Source organism: Mesorhizobium sp. B2-3-6 (genome assembly GCF_006442305.1).
GTDB lineage: Bacteria > Pseudomonadota > Alphaproteobacteria > Rhizobiales > Rhizobiaceae > Mesorhizobium.
Map to the genome: position 1 here is coordinate 104,928 of NZ_VFVW01000004.1, position 18,956 is coordinate 123,883.

Consider the following 18,956-nt stretch of genomic DNA (forward strand, 5'->3'; position numbering starts at 1 on the left):
CATCCCGCAGATTGGAAAATGGTTCACTATTGAACAATATTAAGTACTCAGGCCGCGATATGACGTGTTAGGATCCGCGGCAAATGGAGGTTGCCATGACCGCATGCATCGTCGGCTGGGCGCATTCGCGCTTCGGCAAGCTTGAAGGCGAAACGCTGGAGAGCCTGATCGTCAAAGTGGCAACCGAGGCGCTCGACCATGCCGGCATTGGCCCGGACGACGTCGACGAGATTGTGCTCGGACATTTCAACGCCGGCTTTTCCGCACAGGATTTCACCGCCAGCCTTGTCCTCCAGGCCGACGACCGGCTGCGCTTCAAGCCGGCGACGCGCGTCGAGAACGCCTGCGCCACCGGTTCGGCCGCTGTCCGGCAAGGCATCCGCGCCATCGATGCCAATGCCGCCCGCATCGTGCTGGTGGTCGGCGCCGAGCAGATGACGACGACGCCCGGCCCCGAGATCGGCAGGAACCTGCTGAAAGCCTCCTATTTGCCCGAGGATGGCGACACGCCGGCCGGCTTTGCCGGCGTCTTCGGCAAGATCGCACAAGCCTATTTCCAGCGCTACGGCGACCAGTCGGATGCGCTTGCCATGATCGCCTCCAAGAATCACAAGAACGGCGTCGACAATCCCTATGCGCAGATGCGCAAGGATTTCGGCTACGAATTCTGCCGCCAGGAGAGCGAGAAGAACCCCTTCGTCGCTGGCCCGCTGAAGCGCACCGACTGCTCGCTTGTCTCCGACGGTGCCGCCGCTCTCGTCCTCACCGACACAGCGACGGCACTGAAGATGCGCCGCGCCGTCACCTTCCGCGCCAACGAGCACGTGCAGGATTTCCTGCCGATCTCGAAGCGCGACATCCTGACCTTCGAAGGCTGCGAGCAGGCCTGGAGCCGGGCGCTCAGGAATGCCGGCGTGACGCTTGATGATCTCTCCTTCGTCGAGACGCATGACTGCTTCACCATCGCCGAATTGATCGAATATGAAGCCATGGGCCTGGCGAAACCCGGGGAGGGCGCGAGGCTGGCGCTGGACGGCACGACCGCAAAGGACGGACGGCTGCCGGTCAACCCGTCCGGCGGCCTGAAGGCGAAGGGTCATCCGATCGGCGCCACCGGCGTGTCGATGCATGTGCTGAGCGCCATGCAGCTCGTCGGTGAGGCCGGCGGCATCCAGGTGCCCAACGCCAAGCTTGGCGGCATCTTCAACATGGGCGGCGCGGCGGTCGCGAACTACGTTTCCATTCTCGATCGGATTCGGTAAAAGCGACCCGCATCCGCGGGGGCAACATGACAAATCCGGTTCTGATCGAAGTTCTGCGTGGCGCCATCGTCGAGAGCGCGCACCGAGGCGCGGTCGCGGTTTTCGACGCCGATGGCAGGCCGGTTCTCGAGATCGGCGACACATCGAGGCCGGTGTTTCCGCGCTCCGCGGTCAAGGCAATCCAGGCGCTGCCTCTGGTCGAAAGCGGTGCTGCCGATGCCTACGGCTTCGGCAACCGCGAACTGGCGCTGGCCTGCGCCTCTCATTCGGGCGAACCGGCCCACGTCGAACTGGCGCGGTCGATGCTCGCCAGGGCCGGGCTGGACGGGTCGGCGCTTGAATGCGGCGCGCATTGGCCGTCGAGCCACGACGCGACGATCGCACTCGCCCGCGCCGGCGGTTCCCCGAACGCCTTGCACAACAATTGCTCCGGCAAGCATTCCGGCTTTCTTTGCACCTGCGTCCATTCAGGCATCGAGCCCCACGGCTATGTCAGGGCGGATCACGCCTTGCAGGAAATGGTGCGCGACGCCTTGCAGGCGGTGACAGGAACTCGCCACGGCGCCGACGAACGCGCAACCGATGGCTGTTCGATCCCGACCTACGCGGTGCCGCTCAGGAGTTTTGCGCTTGGCTTTGCCCGCATGGTGACCGGCAGGGGCTTCGCGCCCGGGCGCGCCAGGGCGGCAAAGCGATTGTTGTCGGCTTGCATGGCCGAGCCGTTCTTCGTCGCCGGCACAGGCCGCGCCGATCTCGCGCTGATGCAGGCGGCGCCTGGCCGAATATTTGCGAAGGGCGGCGCCGAAGGGGTCCATTGCGCGGCGCTTCCCGAGCTTGGCCTCGGCATCGCACTCAAATGCGATGATGGTGCCGGCCGGGCCGCCGAATCCATGGTGGCCGCAATCATCGCCCGACTGCTGCGTGCGGACGAGGTTTTGGCGGCGAAGCTGCTCGAAATGGCGAATGCACCCATCGAAAGCCGGATAGGCGCCACGGTCGGTGCGCTCAGGCCGACGGCGGCACTGGCCTGAGACAGACGTTTCTCAACTGACGTGATTGCGCTCGACGGTCAGATGCGGAAAGCCGGTATCGGCTGACGCGGCGAGATCGCCCGTGGCCGGATCGGCCCAGCGCTGCCCGACAATGGCGCCATTGCGTGCGCCGTCGATGACATTGTCGGAGATGATGGCGGTTCCGGCACCGTCGACCACGCTGACGACGATGCCGGTGCCCGCTTTGCGGATGATGTTGCCGGTGGCCACGACGTTGCGCAGATACGGTCCCCAGCCGATCGACATGCCGTAGAGCGGCGCATTCTCGATGACGTTGTTGGACACGGTGGTGTCGGCCTCGACGCCGATGCCGACGCCGAATCCCGGCGGGTCGGCGGGGTAGGGGCCTGATGTCGACAGGTTGCGCACGATGTTGCCCGAGCAAACACCCATGCGTCCGCCTTCGTTGAAATTGACGATCGAGATGCCGTTGGCGGCACCATCGACGATGTTGTTGCTGATAACGGCGCCCTCGAACGAGAATTCGGAATAGACCGCCGTTTCGCCGGAACGCATGCAAGTGTTGCCCGATACTTGCAGATTGCTGGCGCTGTTGGCGCGGATGGCGGAGAATGCGCAGTCCGAAACAATATTGCCGGAGACGATCACGTTGGCGGCGCGGAAGGCATTGATGCCATTGCCGTTCTGGCCAGTGCCGCCGCCGCGCGCCGCGATGCGTTCGACCCGGTTGCCGGTGACGATGGTGCCGTCCTCCGCCGCTTGCCAGCGGTGCACGAGGATGCCGCCATTGGCGCAGTCGGAGACGGTGTTGCCTGTGATCGCCAGCCCTGCGGCCTCGACCGAATAGATGCCGGCGTCCGCCGCTCCGGATATTTCCGTGCGCTCGACCCGGCCCGCCGCGTGCTCGAGCGCCAGCCCGTTCTTGCCGCTGCCGGTTATCTGGCAATTATCGACGATGAGATGCGCCACGCGGCGCAGATCGAGCAGTCCTTGCGCGTAGTCGCCCATCGAGCGGTTTGAGCCGTCGAGGACCAGGCCGCTGAGCTCGATGTGATCGGCTTGTTCGGCCATGAACAGGTGGCCGTCGCCACCATAGACGATGCGCGTTGCGCCAGGCACGCCGGTAAGGCGCACCCGGCCGGGCAGCGTCAGGTTGGACACGACATAGGTGCCGGGCTGCAGGAAAACCGGCATGTCGCGATCGCTGGCCTCGCGCAGCAGCTTGGCGAAAGCCTTGCTCTGATCGTCAAAGGTGCCGGGTTGCACGCCAAGCTCGGTGGCGTTGATCGATCCGCGCATCGAGGCTTTCTCGACGCCGGGCAAGCTCGCGGCGGCTGCCTTGCCCAGCGAAAGCCCGAACACGGCAAAACCGGCTGTCCGGACAAGCAGCTTGCGTCTGTTCAACATCGGCACAGGTCCTGGCTTTTGCCCATCTAGTGGCAGGATTCGTGCCAGTCAGGCACCTGCGTCCCCGGCGAGGGCAATGACTTGTGAAGTCGTGAGGGCGGGCATAAGTTCAAGGAATGAGCAGAGCCTTTACCCGCGAGGAAGACAGCGAAAACGCCATCGCAGGCGTCGGCGAACGGCCGATCAGTCAACACCGCAACTTGGTGACGGAGCGTGGCCTGGCAATGATCGACGAGAATCTGGCCGATCTGCGCGACATATTGGCCAAAGCCGAGCGGCGGGGAGACCGCGAGCGCATCGCACTGGTATCTCGCGACCTGCGCTATTGGACCGCGCGGCGCGAAAGTGCCGAGCTTTCGGTGCCCGAGCCCGGGAGCGACGTCATCCGCTTCGGCATGGGCGCCACGCTCGAAGCCGACGACGGCAAGAAGGTGCACTGGAAGATCGTCGGCGAGGACGAGGCTGATCCATCGAAAGGCAGCATTTCCCATGTATCGCCAATGGCGATTGCTTTGTTTGGCAAGAAGGTCGGCGATGTCGCCACCGTCAATGGCAAGGAATGGGAAATCGTCAAGCTGAGCGCGGGCGGCTGAACCCCAACATCAGTCCTCGGTCTTCACGATGTGGTCGCGAAAGAACGCGACTGCACCCGCTTCATCGATCTCGCCGGCGGCGATAGCCATCACGAATTCATAAAGCGTGCCGTTGTCCGCCGTCAGGACCTGACCGTTGACGATCAGGAAGGCGCCGGCGGCGACAATAGCCGTGCGTTTGTTGCCGTCGACAAAGGCATGATTTCTGGCAATGCCGAAGACATAGGCTGCTGCAAGATCTGCAATCGACGGAGTGCCGTAATTAGCCTTGTTCTCGGCCCGGGCCAGTGCCGATTCAAGTGCATTTTCATCCCGCAAACCTTGTGCGCCGCCATGCCGGCGCAATTGTTCGGCATGCATCGCCTCCACCGCGCGGCGCGACAGGAACTCCCAGTTCATTCGGCGAGCTTCTGAAGCGCGACCTTGTACTTGTCCATGACCTTGCGAGCAGCTTCCATCTGCCGCTCGAAACTATCGTCGACCGGTTTGAGGACGATGTCCTTGTCTGTTTCGAGAACCTGAAGCTGATCACCGGCTTTGAGATTCAGGCGGTCGAGTAGCTCCTTGGGCAGGATCACACCTTCGGAATTGCCGATCTTGCGAATGGTGGTGTTCATGCTGGATTGCTCCTGTTGCAAGGTCAATTATAACTCGACCGCCGCACCGTTGCAACAGACATTATAACTTACGAATGGGAGGAAGGCCCGGACACACTCGTTGCCGATAACTCAGGACGCCAGCAGCCGGTCGATCAGCCGCTCCGCTGCTTGCGGGATCACGGTACCGGGCGGGAAGATTTCCGCCGCACCCGCTTGCAGCACGGCATCATAGTCCTGCGGAGGGATCACGCCGCCGGCAACGATCAGCATGTCGCTGTGGCCGAGCCTCTTCAGCGCATCCCTGAGTTCCGGGATCAGCGTCAGATGTCCCGCCGCCAGCGACGACGCGCCGACAATGTGCACATCCTGCTCGTGGGCGAGCTTCGCGATCTCCTCCGGCGTCTGGAACATGGCGCCGACGGTGACGTCGAAGCCGAGGTCGGCAAAGGCTGTGGCGATCACCTTCTGGCCGCGGTCATGTCCGTCCTGTCCCATTTTGGCGACCAGGATGCGCGGCTTGCCGCCGGTCTTCTTTTCGAACGCGCCGATCTTCTCCTGCAGCCGGTCGACGGCCGGATTGTCGCCGAGCGCCTGGCGGTAGACGCCGGAAATCGTCTGCACCGACGCGACGTGGCGGCCAAAGACCTTTTCCAGCGCCAGCGAAATCTCCCCGACCGTCGCATTGGCGCGCGCGGCGTGGATGGCGAATTCGAGCAGGTTCTCGCCGCTCTCGGCCGCGCGGGAGAGCGCTGCGAGCGCATTCTCGAGCACCGCGACGTCGCGCGTGCCCTTCAGCCGCTGCAGCTTCGATAGCTGCCGGGCTCTTACCTCGGCATTGTCGATCTTCAAGACGTCGACTTCGATATCCGCACCGGGCCGGTGCGCGTTGACGCCGACCAGCACCTGCTCGCCTGAATCGATGCGCGCCTGGGTGCGGGCGGCCGCCTCTTCGATGCGCAGCTTGGGAATGCCCTTCTCGGTGGCCGCGGCCATGCCGCCGAGCGCCTCGACCTCCTCGATATGGGCAAGCGCACGCGCTGCCAGATCATGCGTCAGCCTCTCGAGATAAGCCGAACCGCCCCACGGATCGATGATGCGCGTGGTGCCGGATTCCTTTTGCAGGATCAGCTGCGTGTTGCGGGCGATACGGGCCGAATGATCCGTCGGCAGCGCCATGGCCTCGTCGAAGGAATTGGTGTGCAGCGATTGTGTATGGCCCTGTGTGGCGGCCATCGCCTCGATCATCGTGCGGATGATGTTGTTGTAGGGATCCTGCGCCGTCAGCGACCAGCCAGAAGTCTGGCAGTGGGTGCGCAAGGACAGCGAACGCTCGTCCTTCGGCGAAAAATTCTTCATCATCAGGCTTGACCACAGCAGCCGCGCCGCCCTGAGCTTGGCGACTTCCATGAAGAAGTTCATGCCAACAGCCCAGAAGAAGGACAGGCGCGGGGCGAAGCGGTCGATGTCGAGCCCGGCCGCGACGCCGGCGCGGGCATATTCGATTCCGTCAGCAATCGTATAGGCGAGCTCCAGGTCCGCCGTCGCGCCGGCCTCCTGCATATGGTAGCCGGAGATCGAGATCGAGTTGAATTTCGGCATGTGCCTGGATGTGTAGGAGAAGATGTCCGACACGATCCGCATCGAGGGCTTCGGCGGATAGATATAGGTGTTGCGGACCATGAACTCCTTCAGAATGTCGTTCTGAATGGTCCCTGCGAGATCCTTCTGCGCAACCCCTTGTTCCTCGGCCGCCACGATGTAGAGCGCCATGATCGGCAGCACCGCGCCGTTCATGGTCATCGACACCGTCATCTCGCCGAGCGGAATGCCGTCGAAGAGCTGGCGCATGTCGAGGATGGAATCGATGGCCACGCCCGCCATTCCGACATCGCCGGCCACCCGCGGATGATCGCTGTCATAGCCGCGGTGCGTGGCGAGATCGAAGGCGACCGACAGACCTTTCTGGCCGGCGGCAAGATTGCGCCTGTAGAAGGCGTTTGACTCTTCCGCCGTCGAGAAACCGGCATATTGCCGGATCGTCCACGGCTGCTGGACATACATGGTCGGATAGGGTCCGCGCACGAAGGGCGGCATGCCCGGATAGGTGTCGAGATGCGGCAGCCCCTTGAGATCGCCCTGATTGTACAGATGTTTGACGGCAAGGCCTTCCGGCGTCATCCGCTGGCCCTTGATCTCGACCGGCGCCCGCCGAGGCGGCGCCCAGCCGACCTGGCTGAAATCCGGAATCAAGAAGCGGCTCCGATCGCTTGATCGATGCGGACCGGAAACAGCGGCTCGCACATGACGATGCCTTCCGTGAAGGCAGATCGCCGCTCCGCGGCCAGCGTCTCGACCGCGCGCTCGGTTTTCTGCGGATAGAGCGTGGCGCCGACGATGGCGCGCTCGCGGGATCGGAAGGCGGCAGCACGCTGGGCGGCGGCGGTGCGAACACGTTCCTGTATGCGTCCGTCCTGAAGGCTGGACAGCACGCCGCCCTCGGCCTCGATCGCCTGCAACTCGGCCCAAGCCGCTTCGCAGAGGCCAGCAGTGAGCGCTTCGACGCCACCGGAGCCGCAGGCGGGATCGGCGACCTGATCGATGTGGCTTTCATTGGCCATGATCAACTGCGCGTTACGGGCCACGCGGCGTGCGAAAGGCGCCGGCAGGCCATGCGCGACGGTGTGCGGCAGGATAGCGATCGAATCGGCTCCGCCCGCCGCCGCGGCGAAGCAGGCGATCGTCGTGCGCAGGATGTTGGTCTCCGGGTCCAATGCCGTCATCATCCGAAACGACGTCTCGGCGTGAATATTGGCCGTCGAAGTCGGGATCGAGCAGGCTTCTTGGACGCGAGCCCACAGCCTGCGCAAGGCCCTGACCTTGGCCATCGACAGGAACTGATCCTGGTCGGCGCTCAGCGCAAACCCGATATGGGGCGCTGCGTAGACGAGCGGTTGCCGCGCTTTCTCGAACATCCTGAGATAGGAGACGGCCGAAGCGAGCATGATGCCAAGCTCCTGCGCCTCCGTGGCGCCGGCATTGTGGAACACCCGCCCATCCGCCTCGAGCAGCACGCCGGGCACGCCCATTGAAAAGAAATGTGCCAGCGATTGCGGCATGGATTCCTGCAGCGCCTCGATCGACATGCGCAACCGGCCGGTTCCGGCCAGGATCGCCGCCGGATCGATGCCGAAGGAGAGGTTGAGCTTTGCCGGATCGGAGCGGCGCTTGCCAAGGAACGCCACCAGCCAGTCGGCCATGGGGCGGCTCCATGGGTGGGCGTCGATCCGGATCTGGACGCGGTTTAACGGGATGCCGTCCAGAACCGTCTCCAGCGCCTGCGCCGTTCTCGGCAGGCCGTAGCCGAAGGCGTTCGGGGCACCTTCGAAGACGAGCGACAATCCCGTCGCGCCCTGCGCGACGTCCTCCAGCGCCTGGGCTTTGGCGCGACCAATGTCGGGATCGTCGATGCGCTGGCTGACGATCCACGGCGATCCGGGGTTGGCGCGCACGATCGGCTCGGCCGCCGCCGCGCGCTCATAAAGCGGTTCCACGCGGATGCCGTCATCGGTGTGCGAGACCAGTTTTTCCTCGAAAGATGCGCCGGCGAGCGCCTTTTCAGCCAGGGCCAGCCATCGCTGCCGGTCGGCATTCGGAACTTCGTTATCCCTGGTCAAGGCTCCGGCGCTCATCCACTGTCCTCGTCACTATGCGGCCGCATCAGCCTGGAGCACTTCAGTCTACGGGTCCCGGTGCGATACCGCAATGCAATGCGCTTCCAAGACTCGAATTCGATCCCTCGAGCGTACACCAGCCTTCGAGCACGAAGCATGAACGATTGCCAAACATGGGCACAATCCGCAAGCTCCAAAAAAGGCCATTTTCGCCGATCGCCATTGTCGCTGTGCAAGGCCCCCACTATACCTTCGGGCGAAGGGCTGGTTTTATACACAGCAGTTGCGGAGACCGGACATATGGCTGACGACACCATTTTCATCGGCGCCAGCCGCAAGCCCGACGACAGCTATCAGCGTCCCGAAAACCTGCTTTTGCACTATGGCAACCGTCACGGCCTGGTGACCGGTGCCACCGGCACCGGCAAGACGGTCACCTTGCAAATATTGGCCGAGGGATTCTCCAATGCCGGCGTGCCGGTGTTCTGCGCCGACATCAAGGGCGATCTCTCCGGTATAGCCATGATCGGCACGGCGCAAGATTTCCTGGTCAAGCGCGCCGAGCAGGTCAAGCTCGACCCCTATGACTTTCAGGAATTCCCCGTCATCTTCTGGGATCTGTTCGGCGAACAGGGCCACCCCATCCGCGCCACCATCTCCGAGATGGGCCCGCTGCTCTTGTCGCGGTTGATGAATCTGTCCGAAGCCCAGGAAGGCATCATGAACATCGCCTTCCGCATCGCCGATGAGGAAGGGCTGCTGCTGCTCGACCTCAAGGACCTGCAGGCGCTGCTCGCCAATATCGCCGGGCGCGCCGAAGAGATCAGCGCCCGCTACGGCAATGTGACGAAACCCTCGGTCGGCGCCATCCAGCGCACGCTGCTGGTGCTGGAACAGCAGGGGGCGGCGAATTTCTTCGGCGAGCCGGCATTGCGCATCGCCGACATCATGCGCACCACCCGCGACGGCCGCGGCGCCATCAGCGTGCTGGCCGCCGACAAGCTGATGATGAATCCGCGACTCTACGCGACGTTCCTGCTTTGGCTGATGTCGGAACTGTTCGAGGAGCTGCCCGAAGTGGGCGATCCCGACAAGCCGAAGCTGGTCTTCTTCTTCGACGAGGCACATCTGCTTTTCGACGACGCGCCGAAGGTGCTGATCGACCGCGTCGAGCAGGTGGTGCGTCTGATTCGCTCGAAGGGCGTCGGCGTCTATTTCGTCACGCAGAACCCTCTGGATATTCCTGAGAAGGTTCTGGCCCAGCTCGGCAACCGGGTCCAGCATGCGTTGCGCGCCTACACGCCGCGCGAGCAGCAGGCGGTAAGGACCGCGGCCGAGACGTTCCGGCCAAATCCGGATTTCGATTGCGCGACCGTGATCACGCAACTGGGCACCGGCGAAGCGCTGGTTTCAGTGCTGGAAGCCAAGGGCATCCCGTCCATGGTCCAGCGCACGCTGATCCGTCCGCCATCGTCACGACTTGGGCCCATAACCCCAGCCGAGCGGCGGAAGCTGATCCAGGAAAGCCCGGTGATCGGTCAGTACGATGAGGGTGTCGATCGCGAATCGGCTTTCGAGATGCTGCAGAAAAAGGCCAAGGACGCGGCGGATGCCGAGGCACAGCAGGCCGACGCCGGCCGTTCACGCTGGACCATTCCGGGCTTCGGCAATGATGCTCCGCCGCCGCAACCCGGCGGCAGACGCCCGCCTCAACCGCGCCCGTCCAACCGGCAGACGGTGGCGGAAGCCGCGATCAAGTCGGTGGTGCGCTCTGTCGGCTCGTCGGTCGGCCGCGCCATCGTGCGCGGGATACTCGGGAGTCTGTCGAGGGGCAGATAGGGAGCGCGATCGCGCAACGGTCACGCGGGGACAGGTTGATGTGGAGGGTGAAGGCGGCGAGTCGCCGCATTCACCCTCGCTCGATCAGAAAATCGCGTCGCTCACCGCTTTCACCGGGCCAAGCAGCACCGATCCGTCCGGCACGCCGGCATCGATCGGGATGGCTTTGTGATTCGCGGTCGCCACCATGGGCTGGCTGGCGTCGCTGGTCACGATCACCGGGGTCTTCGAAGGCACGCGATCATATAGGTCTATAATGTCCTGGTTCATCAGGCGCACGCAGCCCGACGACACCGACTTGCCGATCGAACGCCATTCCGGCGAGCCGTGCAGCCGGTAGAGCGTGTCGACGTTGCCCTGGAAGAGATAGAGCGCACGTGCACCGAGCGGGTTTTTCAGCCCGCCCGGCATACCGCCATTGTCAGCGCTGTATTGCCTCAGTTCCGGCTGCCGGGCGATCATCTCGTCCGGCGGCGTCCATTTCGGCCACTTCTGTTTCCACTGGACGACGGCATCGCCCGACCATTCGAAGCCGGCGCGGCCGAGGCCGACGCCGTAGCGGATCGCCTGGCCGCCCGGACGAACCAGATAGAGGAAGTGGCCGGTCGTATCGACGACGATGGTTCCCGGCTTCTGGCCGGTCGGGTCGGGCACGATCTGGCGCAGGAATTGCGGATCGATCCTGTCGACGGGAATGGCCGGCACTTCGAAACCGCCATCGCTGACGGCGGCGTACATCGTCACGTAGTCGGCGAGCGGCGGCTCGACATAGGCCGGTGGCGGTGGCTCGACTGGCCCGGACCCGGTGGTGGCGCATGCGGAAACCGCGATCGAGGCGGCGCCCAGGGCTGCGGCATTGAGAAAGCCGCGACGGCTCAGGCGATAGGATTCGATTTCGGCTGGGAACATGGTTGCCTTCTTTAAGTCTGAAATCGCAACAAAGCATGAATATGCCGACCGTTGCGAGGGTGCCTGATCAACACTTGGGCGCGATAGGCGGTTCCGAATCTGGCCTCAAGGTGGACAAACAAAGGCGAAGCTGTGACCGCGTCGCCACTGTGGCGCTACGGTCACAGGAGCGAAAACCAGGATTACTTTTGGGCCGCATGCGTTAGCCACCTGTGACAAGGGCATCGAGCGACGGCAGGATCAGGGCCGGTGGAAAATCCCGATACTCCTCCGGCTGGTTGGAGCGGTTGATCCACACGGTGCGGAAGCCGAACTTGGTCGCGCCGGCAATGTCCCAGCGGTTGGACGACTGGAAGGAGACCGCACCCGGATAGAGGCGCCAGCCTGTCGTGACCATGTCGTAGACCGACGGATCGGTCTTGAAGCGCCGTACCGCATCGACGGAATAGATATCGTCCAGCACCTGATCGAGCGCCGCGGATTTAACGGCTGCCTCCAGCATTTCCGGTGAACCGTTGGACAGGATTGCCAGCTTGGCGCCGGACGCCTTCAGCGCCTTCAGCACGGCGGGCACTTCCGCATAGCAGTCCAGCCGCCAATAGGCATCCAGCAATGCCGCCTTGAGGCCGGGATCGGCAGAGGGCACCTTGTGCAACGCGAAATCAAGTGCCTGCTCGGTGAGTTGCCAAAAATCGGCATAGGCGCCCATCAACGTACGCACCCAGGAATATTCGAGTTGCTTGGCGCGCCAGATCTCGGACAGCAACTGGCCGTCCGGTCCGATGGCGTCGGCGTGGCGGCGCACGGCGGCATGAACATCGAATAGTGTGCCGTAGGCGTCGAAAACATAAGCGGCGTATTGCATGGCAACAGTTTTGAGGCGAGGCGGGGCAAGGTGCAAGTCTTGATTGCAGCGCGCCGTCCGTGGCCTCAACAAAACTCCCCGATGCTGGTTGACGACGCCGGCCAAAGCGTCATCCAATGCTGCAACACGAGATTGATCGGAACGGGACAAAGCAATGACACTGGCGGCTGCCGCACTTTCCGCGACATGGACTTTCGTCGACGGCGACTGGTACGAGGGCAATGTCGCCGTTTTGGGCCCGCGCAGCCACGCAATGTGGCTCGGCACCAGCGTGTTCGACGGCGCCCGCTGGTTCGAGGGCGTCGCTCCCGATCTTGACCTTCATGCCGCGCGCGTGAATGCCTCGGCGATCGCGCTCGGTCTCAAGCCTTCGATGACGGCCGAGAAGATCGTCGGGCTGACCTGGGACGGATTGAAGAAATTCGATGGCAAGACGGCTGTCTATATCAGGCCGATGTATTGGGCCGAGCACGGCGGCTATATGGGTGTGCCGGCCGATCCCGCCTCGACCCGTTTCTGCCTGTGCCTCTACGAATCGCCGATGATCTCGCCGACCGGCTTTTCCGTGACGGTTTCGCCGTTCCGGCGCCCGACTATCGAAACCATGCCGACCAACGCCAAGGCCGGCTGCCTCTATCCCAACAATGGCCGTGCCATCCTCGAAGCCAAGATGCGCGGCTTCGACAACGCCCTGGTGCTCGACATGCTGGGCAACGTCGCCGAGACCGGAACCTCGAACATCTTCCTGGTCAAGGACGGCCACGTCCTGACGCCGGCGCCGAACGGCACCTTCCTGTCCGGCATCACCCGCTCGCGCACGATGACGTTGCTTGGCGAGTACGGGTTCAAGACCACCGAAAAGGCGCTGTCGGTGCGTGAATTCCTCGAGGCGGATGAGATTTTTTCGACCGGCAACCATTCCAAGGTCATTCCGATCACGCGCATCGAGGACCGCAGCCTGCAGCCCGGGCCGGTGGCCAAGAAGGCGCGGGAGCTCTATTGGGATTGGGCGCATTCGACGTCGGCGGGCTGATCCGTCCAGGCTTTTCGTCGCAATGCGCCCGGTTTCCGGAAACTGTGTGACAGTTCTCCGGAACCCGCTTAGAAAGAGCACCCGGCGCTTCACTTTTCGGAGTTGTCCGAACCCAATCCAGACCTATCTTAGTCCGGTATCGACACCGGATTTCCTTGAGGGAGTACCTTCCATGGCTTTTGAATTGCCCGCTCTGCCTTACGACTATGAGGCCTTGCAGCCCTACATGTCGAAAGAGACGCTGGAATATCACCACGACAAGCACCACAAGGCCTATGTCGACAACGGCAATAAGCTTGCCGCCGAAGCCGGCCTTGGCGATCTGTCGGTAGAAGAGGTGGTCAAGCAGTCGTTCGGCAAGAATGCCGGCCTCTTCAACAATGCCGCCCAGCACTACAATCACATCCATTTCTGGAAGTGGATGAAAAAGGGCGGCGGCGGCAACAAGCTGCCGGGTGCGTTGCAGGAGGCTTTCGACAGCGATCTGGGTGGCTACGACAAATTCAAGGCCGACTTCATCGCCGCCGGCACGACCCAGTTCGGTTCCGGCTGGGCCTGGGTTTCGGTCAAGGATGGCAAGCTGGCGATCTCGAAGACGCCGAACGGCGAGAATCCCCTCGTCCATGGCGCGGCGCCGATCCTCGGCGTCGATGTCTGGGAGCACTCCTATTACATCGACTATCGCAACGCCCGGCCGAAATATCTCGAGGCCTTCGTCGACAGCCTGATCAACTGGGATCATGTTCTCGAACTCTACGAAAAAGCGAAAGCCTGATCGAGATTCAGAAAGCCCCGGCACCCCCGGGGCTTTTCTTTTTCTGTGCCGAGATCCCACAGCAAAGGTCTGCAAAATCGTCGGGGGAAGGGAATATTCCTCCCGCCACGTCCGTTAACGTCCTGTCCCGAAATGCCCTCATCATGGAGCTAATTGAATGAGAAAGCTTGTCGTCGCCATCTCTATGCTCGCGTTCGCCGGTTCGGCGGCCTTTGCCGACCCGATCCTCGACCGCCAGGCCCTGATGAAGGAACGCGGGAAGATCGTCGGCGGCCTGTCGAAAGTGGTCAAGGGTGAGGAGCCCTTTGATGCCGCCGCAGTACTGACTGCGCTGCAGGCGCTCCAGGCGAACGCGGAAAAATTCGACGCCGACGTCCTGTTCCCGGCGGGCAGCGACACGGGCGACACCACGGCGGCGCCGAAGATCTGGCAAGACATGGCCGGTTTCAAGGCGACAGAAGACAAGTATCTTGCCGACGTCAAGGCCGCGGTCGCCGCGGCCCCAGCCGACGTGGAGTCCCTGAAGACGCAAATCGGCGTCATCGGCTCCGACTGCGGCACCTGCCACAAGGGCTACAGGGTCAAGAAAGGCTAATCGCCGGCCATGGCATGGCTGAGGAAGTTTGTCGGCGCCGCACTCGTGCTCGGCGGCGTCGGCGCGGTTGCCGCGTGGACGCTTTCGGCGCCGGTGAAGCTCGATGCGGAAACCCTGGCCAAGCTCGCGCCTGGTGACGCGGCCAGGGGCAAGCGCATTTTTTATGCCGGCGGCTGCACCTCCTGCCATGCAAAACCCGGTTCGAAAGGCGATGAGCGGCTCGAACTTGTCGGCGGCCTTGAACTCAAGACTCCGTTTGGCACGTTTGTGCCGCCCAACATTTCGCAAGACCCCAAGGACGGCATCGGCGCGTGGTCGGCCGAGGATCTCGCCAATGCCATGCTGAAGGGTGTCTCGCCGTCGGGCGAGCATTTCTATCCGGCATTTCCCTATACGTCCTACGCGCGCATGAAGCCCGCCGACATTGCCGATCTCTATGCCTTCCTGAAGACGCTGCCGGCGGTTGCCGGCCGAGCGCCGGCCAATTCATTGAGTTTCCCGTTCAACATCCGTCGCGGCATCGGCTTGTGGAAACGGCTCTATCTCAGCGAGCAGCCTGTTGTGTCCCTGCCCGAAGGCGCGCCTGGTCCTGTGATTGCCGGTCGCTACCTGGTCGAGGGACCGGGTCATTGCGGCGAATGTCACACACCGCGTGACCTTGCGGGGGGGACAAAGAAGAGCGAGTGGCTGGCTGGAGCCACAGCCGCCGAAGGCAGCGGCATCGTCCCCAATATCACCTCCGGGGAGGGCGGCATCGGCGACTGGTCGCAGGCCGATATCGCCAACTATCTCGAAACCGGCTTCACGCCCGATTTCGATTCCGTTGGCGGGGCCATGGTCGACGTGCAGAGGAACATGGCCGAACTGGCGCCCGAGGACCGCGCGGCGATCGCGGCCTATCTCAAGGCGGTTCCGCCGCATCCGAACGGCTATCCGGCGCGCAAAAAACCGGCGAGCTGACTACGGGTGGCGATCGCCCAGGAAGTCGAAGCCCGCCGCGAAGAAATGATTGTAGTTGCAGGTCAGTTCCTCGCCGGCCGCGATGTCGCGCAACGCAAAGCTTTCCTCCGGCGAGGATACGTCGCAATTCGGCTCGTCGGCGTGGTTCATGTAGCGTGCATCGTCGGCCTCGAAGACGATGTAGTTCGGATCTCGCCTGTCCGGATAGGCATAGCGATCGAGATAGCTCTTCACCGGTCCTGTCTGGCTCTCATAGGTCTCGACCTCGATGAGCCGGTCGAATCTCGGATCCAGCTTCCAGATCATCGTGCCGCGGGAAATGGGATTCTTGGCAAAGACACCAATGCCCTGGATGGGGGATTTGTCGAGATAGACGTCGACGAGCAGCATGGCAGGCCCTTGTGCGATTGTGGGCTGTCATGGCCCGGGACAAAACGCGCCTTGGGTAGCGCGCGGGCATCGCAATTGCGAGCGAAAACCAGCAACACGGAATTCAAAAACCAATGATTGCCCGGCTCGCCGAGAAGGCCGCGCCGGTCACCGTTTCGCGTCAGCGCTGCTGAAGCGCCAGCCGCACGCCCAGGCCGCAATAGATGCCGCCGACAATCTTGCCCTGCCATTTTAACACCGTGGGATTTCGACGCAGGAAAGTGCCAAGCCCGCCTGCGCTCACCGCGAAAACCACTGTGCTGAAGAGGCCCAGCAGAACAAAGATGATCCCCAATACCGCCAGCTGGAGCATGACCGATCCGTTTTCGGGCCGGACGAACTGTGGCAGGAACGCGAGGAAGAAAAGCGCCGTCTTGGGGTTGAGCATCTCAGTCAGTATGGCTTGCCGAAACGCCTTGCCCGCTGAGATTGGGAACCTGCCGGCGGCGAGATCGGCCGGCGTCTTTTCCATGATCGCGCGAATGCCGAGATAAACGAGATATGCCGCACCGAGATACTTCACGGCGCTGAACAACACCGCCGATGCGGCGACGATCGCCGAGATGCCGACCATGGCCGTGAAGGTGTGAAACACGTCGCCGGCCGCGATCCCTGCGCCGGTTGCGATGCCGGCTTTGGTTCCCGAACTCGTTGCCCGCGCGACCGTCAGCAGCGTGGCGGGGCCGGGAATAAACACAAAACCGAGCACCACGGCGACATAGGTGGTCAATGTGGCCAGGTCGATCATTGCTCGCATCCTCCTCGGCGTTCGTCGCCGATCAAGTCACGCCAGGGGCCGAAGGGCAATGACCGCTTCAGCCCTGCGGCCCTGTTGCCTTGCCTGTCACTCTCAAGGCGAATGAATATGTGTAGGCGATCTCCTCCAGCCGGGAAAACCGGCCGGACGCGCCGGCATGGCCCGATTCCATGTTGATCTTGAACAGGACCGGATTGTCGCCCGTCTTGCGCTCGCGCAGCCGCGCCACCCATTTGGCCGGTTCCCAATAGGTGACGCGCGGGTCAGTGAGACCGGCTAGCGCCAGGATCGGTGGATAGCCGAGCGCGGCGACATTGTCATAGGGCGAGTAGGCGGCGATCGTCCGGTAATCGTCCGCCGACGCGATCGGATTGCCCCATTCAGGCCACTCCGGCGGGGTCAGCGGCAGGCTGGCGTCGAGCATGGTGGTGAGCACGTCGACGAAAGGCACCTCGGCAACGATGCCGCCGAAACAGTCCGGCGCCATGTTGGCGACCGCGCCCATCAGCATGCCGCCGGCGGATCCACCTTGCGCGACGATGCGGTCATGCACAGTGTAGCGTTCGGCGACCAGATGGCGTGCACAGGCGATGAAATCGGTGAAAGTGTTCATCTTGTGCGCCCGCTTGCCGTCATCGTACCAGCCATAGCCCTTGTCCTTGCCGCCGCGGACGTGGGCGATTGCAAAGACAAAGCCGCGGTCGACCAGCGAGAACCAGTTGGTGTTGAAGGCCGCCGGCACCGTGATGCCATAGGAACCGTAGCCGTAAAGCAGGCAAGGCGCGGAGCCGTCCAGCGGGGTATCGCGGCGGTACAAGAGCGAGACCGGCACCAATTCGCCATCAGCCGCGGGCGCCATCAGCCGACGCGTGACATAGCGCTCCGGGTCGTGGCCGGACGGCACCTCCTGGGTCTTGAGCAACACGCGCTCGCGGGTGCGCATGTTGTAGTCGAAGACCTGCGCCGGCGTCGTCATCGATGAATAGGTGAAGCGCATGATCTCGGTGTCGTATTCCAGGGATCCCGACAGGCCGAGCGAAAACGCCTCCTCGTCGAAGGAGATCAGGTGTTCCTCGCCGGTTGCACGGTCACGCACGACGATGCGCGGCAGGCCCTCCTTGCGCTCCAGCCTGACCATATGGTTCTTGAAGCCGATCACCGACAGGATCAGCCGGCCGGCCTCGTGCGGAACCAGTTCCTGCCAGTTGGCGCGGATCGGATCGCTCGCCGGCGCCGTCATGATCTTGAAGTCCTTGGCCCCATCGGCGTTGGTCAGGATGAAGAAAATGTCGCCGCCTTCCTCCATCTCGTATTGAAGACCGGTCTCGCGCGCCGCCACCAGCTTCGGCTCGCCAAACGGCTCGCCCGCGCTCAGCAGCCGGTATTCCGATGTCTCGTGGTCGTTGATGGCAACCATGATCCATTCATTGGAGCGCGTGCCGCCGACATTCATGAAGAAGCCGGGATCATTTTCCTCATAGATCAGCCGGTCGCTTGCCGGATCCTGCCCAAGCGCATGGAACAGCACCTTGGAGGGACGGTGGTTGGGGTCGAGCCGGGTGTAGAAAAACCCGTCATTGGCGGCGTTCCACACCCCCGAACCGCCGGTGTCTGGAACCGTGTCCGCGAGTTCCTTGCCGTCGGAGAGGTCGCGCACCCGAAGCGTATAGAATTCGGAGCCCTTGTCGTCGAACGCCCATAAAAGCTTGCCATGGTCGGCCGAATGATCGACGCCGCCAAGCCGGAAATAGGCCTTGCCTTCGGCCTCGGCATCGCCGTCGAGCAGGATATGCTGCGCGCCGCCGTCCCGCGGCATGCGGAAATAGCGCGGCTGCTCGCCGCCGAGTTTGAAGGAGGAGCCATACGCGTAGGGTCCGTCCTTCATCGGCACGGAAGAATCGTCCTCCTTGATGCGACCCTTCATCTCCTTGAACAGCCGCTTCCGCAAATCGGCCGTGTCGGCCATCAGTTTCGACTGGTAGGCGTTCTCGGCTTCGAGATGGGCGCGGATGCCCGCATCGAGCAATGCGGGGTCCCTGAACATCTCCTGCCAATTGTCGGCCCGCAGCCAGGAATAGTCGTCCGTTCGCGTGATACCGTGATGCGTGTCGAAAACCGGCCGCTTCTCGGGCGTTGGCGGGGTGACATCCGGGAATGCAGAAGTTTTGGTCATTGCGTCTCGCTTTGGAAATGTCCTGAATGGCCAATGAACACGCCGATCAGCGCGGGTTCAAGAGCCGGGTCTTATT

18 protein-coding genes are annotated in these 18,956 nt (G+C 63.0%); 8 read left to right on the forward strand and 10 right to left on the reverse strand.

Annotated features, from left to right (window positions below; translation table 11 throughout):
* Positions 1-95: 95 nt before the first annotated feature.
* On the forward strand, positions 96-1,262 hold the full coding sequence (locus tag FJ953_RS13020) for an acetyl-CoA acetyltransferase (RefSeq protein ID WP_140624500.1): 1,167 nt from the start codon (positions 96-98) through the stop codon (positions 1,260-1,262).
* A gap of 26 nt (positions 1,263-1,288) precedes the next feature.
* Positions 1,289-2,293: an asparaginase gene (locus FJ953_RS13025; protein ID WP_140624501.1), complete on the forward strand. Its 1,005-nt coding sequence runs from the start codon at positions 1,289-1,291 to the stop codon at positions 2,291-2,293.
* A gap of 12 nt (positions 2,294-2,305) precedes the next feature.
* Here FJ953_RS13025 and FJ953_RS13030 read toward each other — a convergent pair whose 3' ends face one another.
* Positions 2,306-3,682 carry a TIGR03808 family TAT-translocated repetitive protein gene (locus tag FJ953_RS13030; RefSeq protein WP_140517948.1) on the reverse strand — a complete coding sequence of 459 codons (1,377 nt, stop codon included), beginning with the start codon at positions 3,680-3,682 and terminating at the stop codon, positions 2,306-2,308.
* Between the two features lie 116 nt (positions 3,683-3,798).
* Between FJ953_RS13030 and greA the strand changes: the two genes are divergently transcribed.
* Positions 3,799-4,275, forward strand: coding sequence for a transcription elongation factor GreA (greA, locus tag FJ953_RS13035; protein WP_140494772.1), 477 nt, complete (start codon positions 3,799-3,801; stop codon positions 4,273-4,275).
* Positions 4,276-4,284: 9 nt separating this feature from the next.
* Here the strand turns inward: greA and FJ953_RS13040 are convergent, their stop codons facing one another.
* The 4 genes from FJ953_RS13040 to FJ953_RS13055 all read right to left on the reverse strand — a co-directional run bounded on the left by FJ953_RS13040 (position 4,285) and on the right by FJ953_RS13055 (position 8,563).
* On the reverse strand, positions 4,285-4,674 hold the full coding sequence (locus tag FJ953_RS13040) for a type II toxin-antitoxin system death-on-curing family toxin (RefSeq protein WP_140517949.1): 390 nt from the start codon (positions 4,672-4,674) through the stop codon (positions 4,285-4,287).
* Positions 4,671-4,892 (reverse strand): AbrB/MazE/SpoVT family DNA-binding domain-containing protein, encoded by a 222-nt coding sequence (locus FJ953_RS13045; protein ID WP_140494768.1) that lies wholly within the window; start codon positions 4,890-4,892, stop codon positions 4,671-4,673. Before FJ953_RS13045 ends, FJ953_RS13040 begins: the two co-directional genes overlap by 4 nt.
* 111 nt (positions 4,893-5,003) lie before the next feature.
* On the reverse strand, positions 5,004-7,124 hold the full coding sequence (scpA, locus tag FJ953_RS13050) for a methylmalonyl-CoA mutase (protein ID WP_140555866.1): 2,121 nt from the start codon (positions 7,122-7,124) through the stop codon (positions 5,004-5,006).
* The gene (locus FJ953_RS13055) at positions 7,121-8,563 is read right to left on the reverse strand and encodes a methylmalonyl-CoA mutase subunit beta (protein WP_140624502.1); all 1,443 of its coding nucleotides are present in this window, start codon (positions 8,561-8,563) and stop codon (positions 7,121-7,123) included. Before FJ953_RS13055 ends, scpA begins: the two co-directional genes overlap by 4 nt.
* A gap of 282 nt (positions 8,564-8,845) precedes the next feature.
* On the opposite strand from FJ953_RS13055, the gene FJ953_RS13060 reads away from it, so the two are divergent.
* A complete protein-coding gene (locus FJ953_RS13060; protein ID WP_140555863.1) occupies positions 8,846-10,384 on the forward strand; it encodes a helicase HerA-like C-terminal domain-containing protein in 1,539 nt (512 codons plus the stop codon).
* 84 nt (positions 10,385-10,468) lie between these two features.
* On the opposite strand, the gene FJ953_RS13065 is transcribed toward FJ953_RS13060, so the two are convergent.
* Both FJ953_RS13065 and FJ953_RS13070 read right to left on the reverse strand, forming a co-directional pair.
* Positions 10,469-11,293, reverse strand: a complete 825-nt coding sequence (locus FJ953_RS13065; RefSeq protein ID WP_140494760.1) for a L,D-transpeptidase — start codon at positions 11,291-11,293, stop codon at positions 10,469-10,471.
* Positions 11,294-11,495: 202 nt separating this feature from the next.
* Positions 11,496-12,158 carry a haloacid dehalogenase type II gene (locus FJ953_RS13070; protein WP_140494758.1) on the reverse strand — a complete coding sequence of 221 codons (663 nt, stop codon included), beginning with the start codon at positions 12,156-12,158 and terminating at the stop codon, positions 11,496-11,498.
* A gap of 154 nt (positions 12,159-12,312) precedes the next feature.
* Here FJ953_RS13070 and FJ953_RS13075 point away from each other — a divergent pair, with 154 nt between their 5' ends.
* The 4 genes from FJ953_RS13075 to FJ953_RS13090 all read left to right on the forward strand — a co-directional run bounded on the left by FJ953_RS13075 (position 12,313) and on the right by FJ953_RS13090 (position 15,521).
* Positions 12,313-13,191, forward strand: a complete 879-nt coding sequence (locus tag FJ953_RS13075) for a branched-chain amino acid aminotransferase (protein ID WP_140494756.1) — start codon at positions 12,313-12,315, stop codon at positions 13,189-13,191.
* A 172-nt stretch (positions 13,192-13,363) separates the two neighbouring features.
* Positions 13,364-13,966, forward strand: coding sequence for a superoxide dismutase (locus FJ953_RS13080; protein ID WP_140567666.1), 603 nt, complete (start codon positions 13,364-13,366; stop codon positions 13,964-13,966).
* Positions 13,967-14,123: 157 nt separating this feature from the next.
* On the forward strand, positions 14,124-14,561 hold the full coding sequence (locus FJ953_RS13085; protein ID WP_140494752.1) for a cytochrome c: 438 nt from the start codon (positions 14,124-14,126) through the stop codon (positions 14,559-14,561).
* A gap of 9 nt (positions 14,562-14,570) precedes the next feature.
* Entirely contained in the window at positions 14,571-15,521 is a 951-nt protein-coding gene (locus FJ953_RS13090; RefSeq protein WP_140559432.1) for a cytochrome c, read from the forward strand.
* Here the strand turns inward: FJ953_RS13090 and FJ953_RS13095 are convergent, their stop codons facing one another.
* From FJ953_RS13095 to FJ953_RS13105, 3 genes are all read right to left on the reverse strand, one after another.
* A complete protein-coding gene (locus FJ953_RS13095) occupies positions 15,522-15,911 on the reverse strand; it encodes an SET domain-containing protein-lysine N-methyltransferase (RefSeq protein ID WP_140494748.1) in 390 nt (129 codons plus the stop codon). It lies immediately after the preceding gene.
* Between the two features lie 160 nt (positions 15,912-16,071).
* Positions 16,072-16,698, reverse strand: a complete 627-nt coding sequence (locus FJ953_RS13100) for a LysE family translocator (protein ID WP_140517957.1) — start codon at positions 16,696-16,698, stop codon at positions 16,072-16,074.
* 67 nt (positions 16,699-16,765) lie between these two features.
* Positions 16,766-18,880: a S9 family peptidase gene (locus FJ953_RS13105; RefSeq protein ID WP_140567669.1), complete on the reverse strand. Its 2,115-nt coding sequence runs from the start codon at positions 18,878-18,880 to the stop codon at positions 16,766-16,768.
* Between the last annotated feature and the right edge of the window lie 76 nt (positions 18,881-18,956).

Excerpts from the sequence above, each read along its gene's own strand:
- FJ953_RS13045 (WP_140494768.1), bottom strand. The coding sequence starts at position 4,892 with ATGAACACCACCATTCGCAAGATCGGCAATTCCGAAGGTGTGATCCTG.
- FJ953_RS13055 (WP_140624502.1), bottom strand. The coding sequence starts at position 8,563 with ATGAGCGCCGGAGCCTTGACCAGGGATAACGAAGTTCCGAATGCCGAC.
- FJ953_RS13070 (WP_140494758.1), bottom strand. The coding sequence starts at position 12,158 with ATGCAATACGCCGCTTATGTTTTCGACGCCTACGGCACACTATTCGAT.
- FJ953_RS13030 (WP_140517948.1), bottom strand. The coding sequence starts at position 3,682 with ATGTTGAACAGACGCAAGCTGCTTGTCCGGACAGCCGGTTTTGCCGTG.
- FJ953_RS13075 (WP_140494756.1), top strand. The coding sequence starts at position 12,313 with ATGACACTGGCGGCTGCCGCACTTTCCGCGACATGGACTTTCGTCGAC.
- FJ953_RS13080 (WP_140567666.1), top strand. The coding sequence starts at position 13,364 with ATGGCTTTTGAATTGCCCGCTCTGCCTTACGACTATGAGGCCTTGCAG.
- FJ953_RS13085 (WP_140494752.1), top strand. The coding sequence starts at position 14,124 with ATGAGAAAGCTTGTCGTCGCCATCTCTATGCTCGCGTTCGCCGGTTCG.
- FJ953_RS13090 (WP_140559432.1), top strand. The coding sequence starts at position 14,571 with ATGGCATGGCTGAGGAAGTTTGTCGGCGCCGCACTCGTGCTCGGCGGC.
- FJ953_RS13060 (WP_140555863.1), top strand. The coding sequence starts at position 8,846 with ATGGCTGACGACACCATTTTCATCGGCGCCAGCCGCAAGCCCGACGAC.
- FJ953_RS13065 (WP_140494760.1), bottom strand. The coding sequence starts at position 11,293 with ATGTTCCCAGCCGAAATCGAATCCTATCGCCTGAGCCGTCGCGGCTTT.
- FJ953_RS13100 (WP_140517957.1), bottom strand. The coding sequence starts at position 16,698 with ATGATCGACCTGGCCACATTGACCACCTATGTCGCCGTGGTGCTCGGT.
- FJ953_RS13040 (WP_140517949.1), bottom strand. The coding sequence starts at position 4,674 with ATGAACTGGGAGTTCCTGTCGCGCCGCGCGGTGGAGGCGATGCATGCC.
- FJ953_RS13105 (WP_140567669.1), bottom strand. The coding sequence starts at position 18,880 with ATGACCAAAACTTCTGCATTCCCGGATGTCACCCCGCCAACGCCCGAG.
- FJ953_RS13025 (WP_140624501.1), top strand. The coding sequence starts at position 1,289 with ATGACAAATCCGGTTCTGATCGAAGTTCTGCGTGGCGCCATCGTCGAG.
- FJ953_RS13020 (WP_140624500.1), top strand. The coding sequence starts at position 96 with ATGACCGCATGCATCGTCGGCTGGGCGCATTCGCGCTTCGGCAAGCTT.
- FJ953_RS13095 (WP_140494748.1), bottom strand. The coding sequence starts at position 15,911 with ATGCTGCTCGTCGACGTCTATCTCGACAAATCCCCCATCCAGGGCATT.
- greA (WP_140494772.1), top strand. The coding sequence starts at position 3,799 with ATGAGCAGAGCCTTTACCCGCGAGGAAGACAGCGAAAACGCCATCGCA.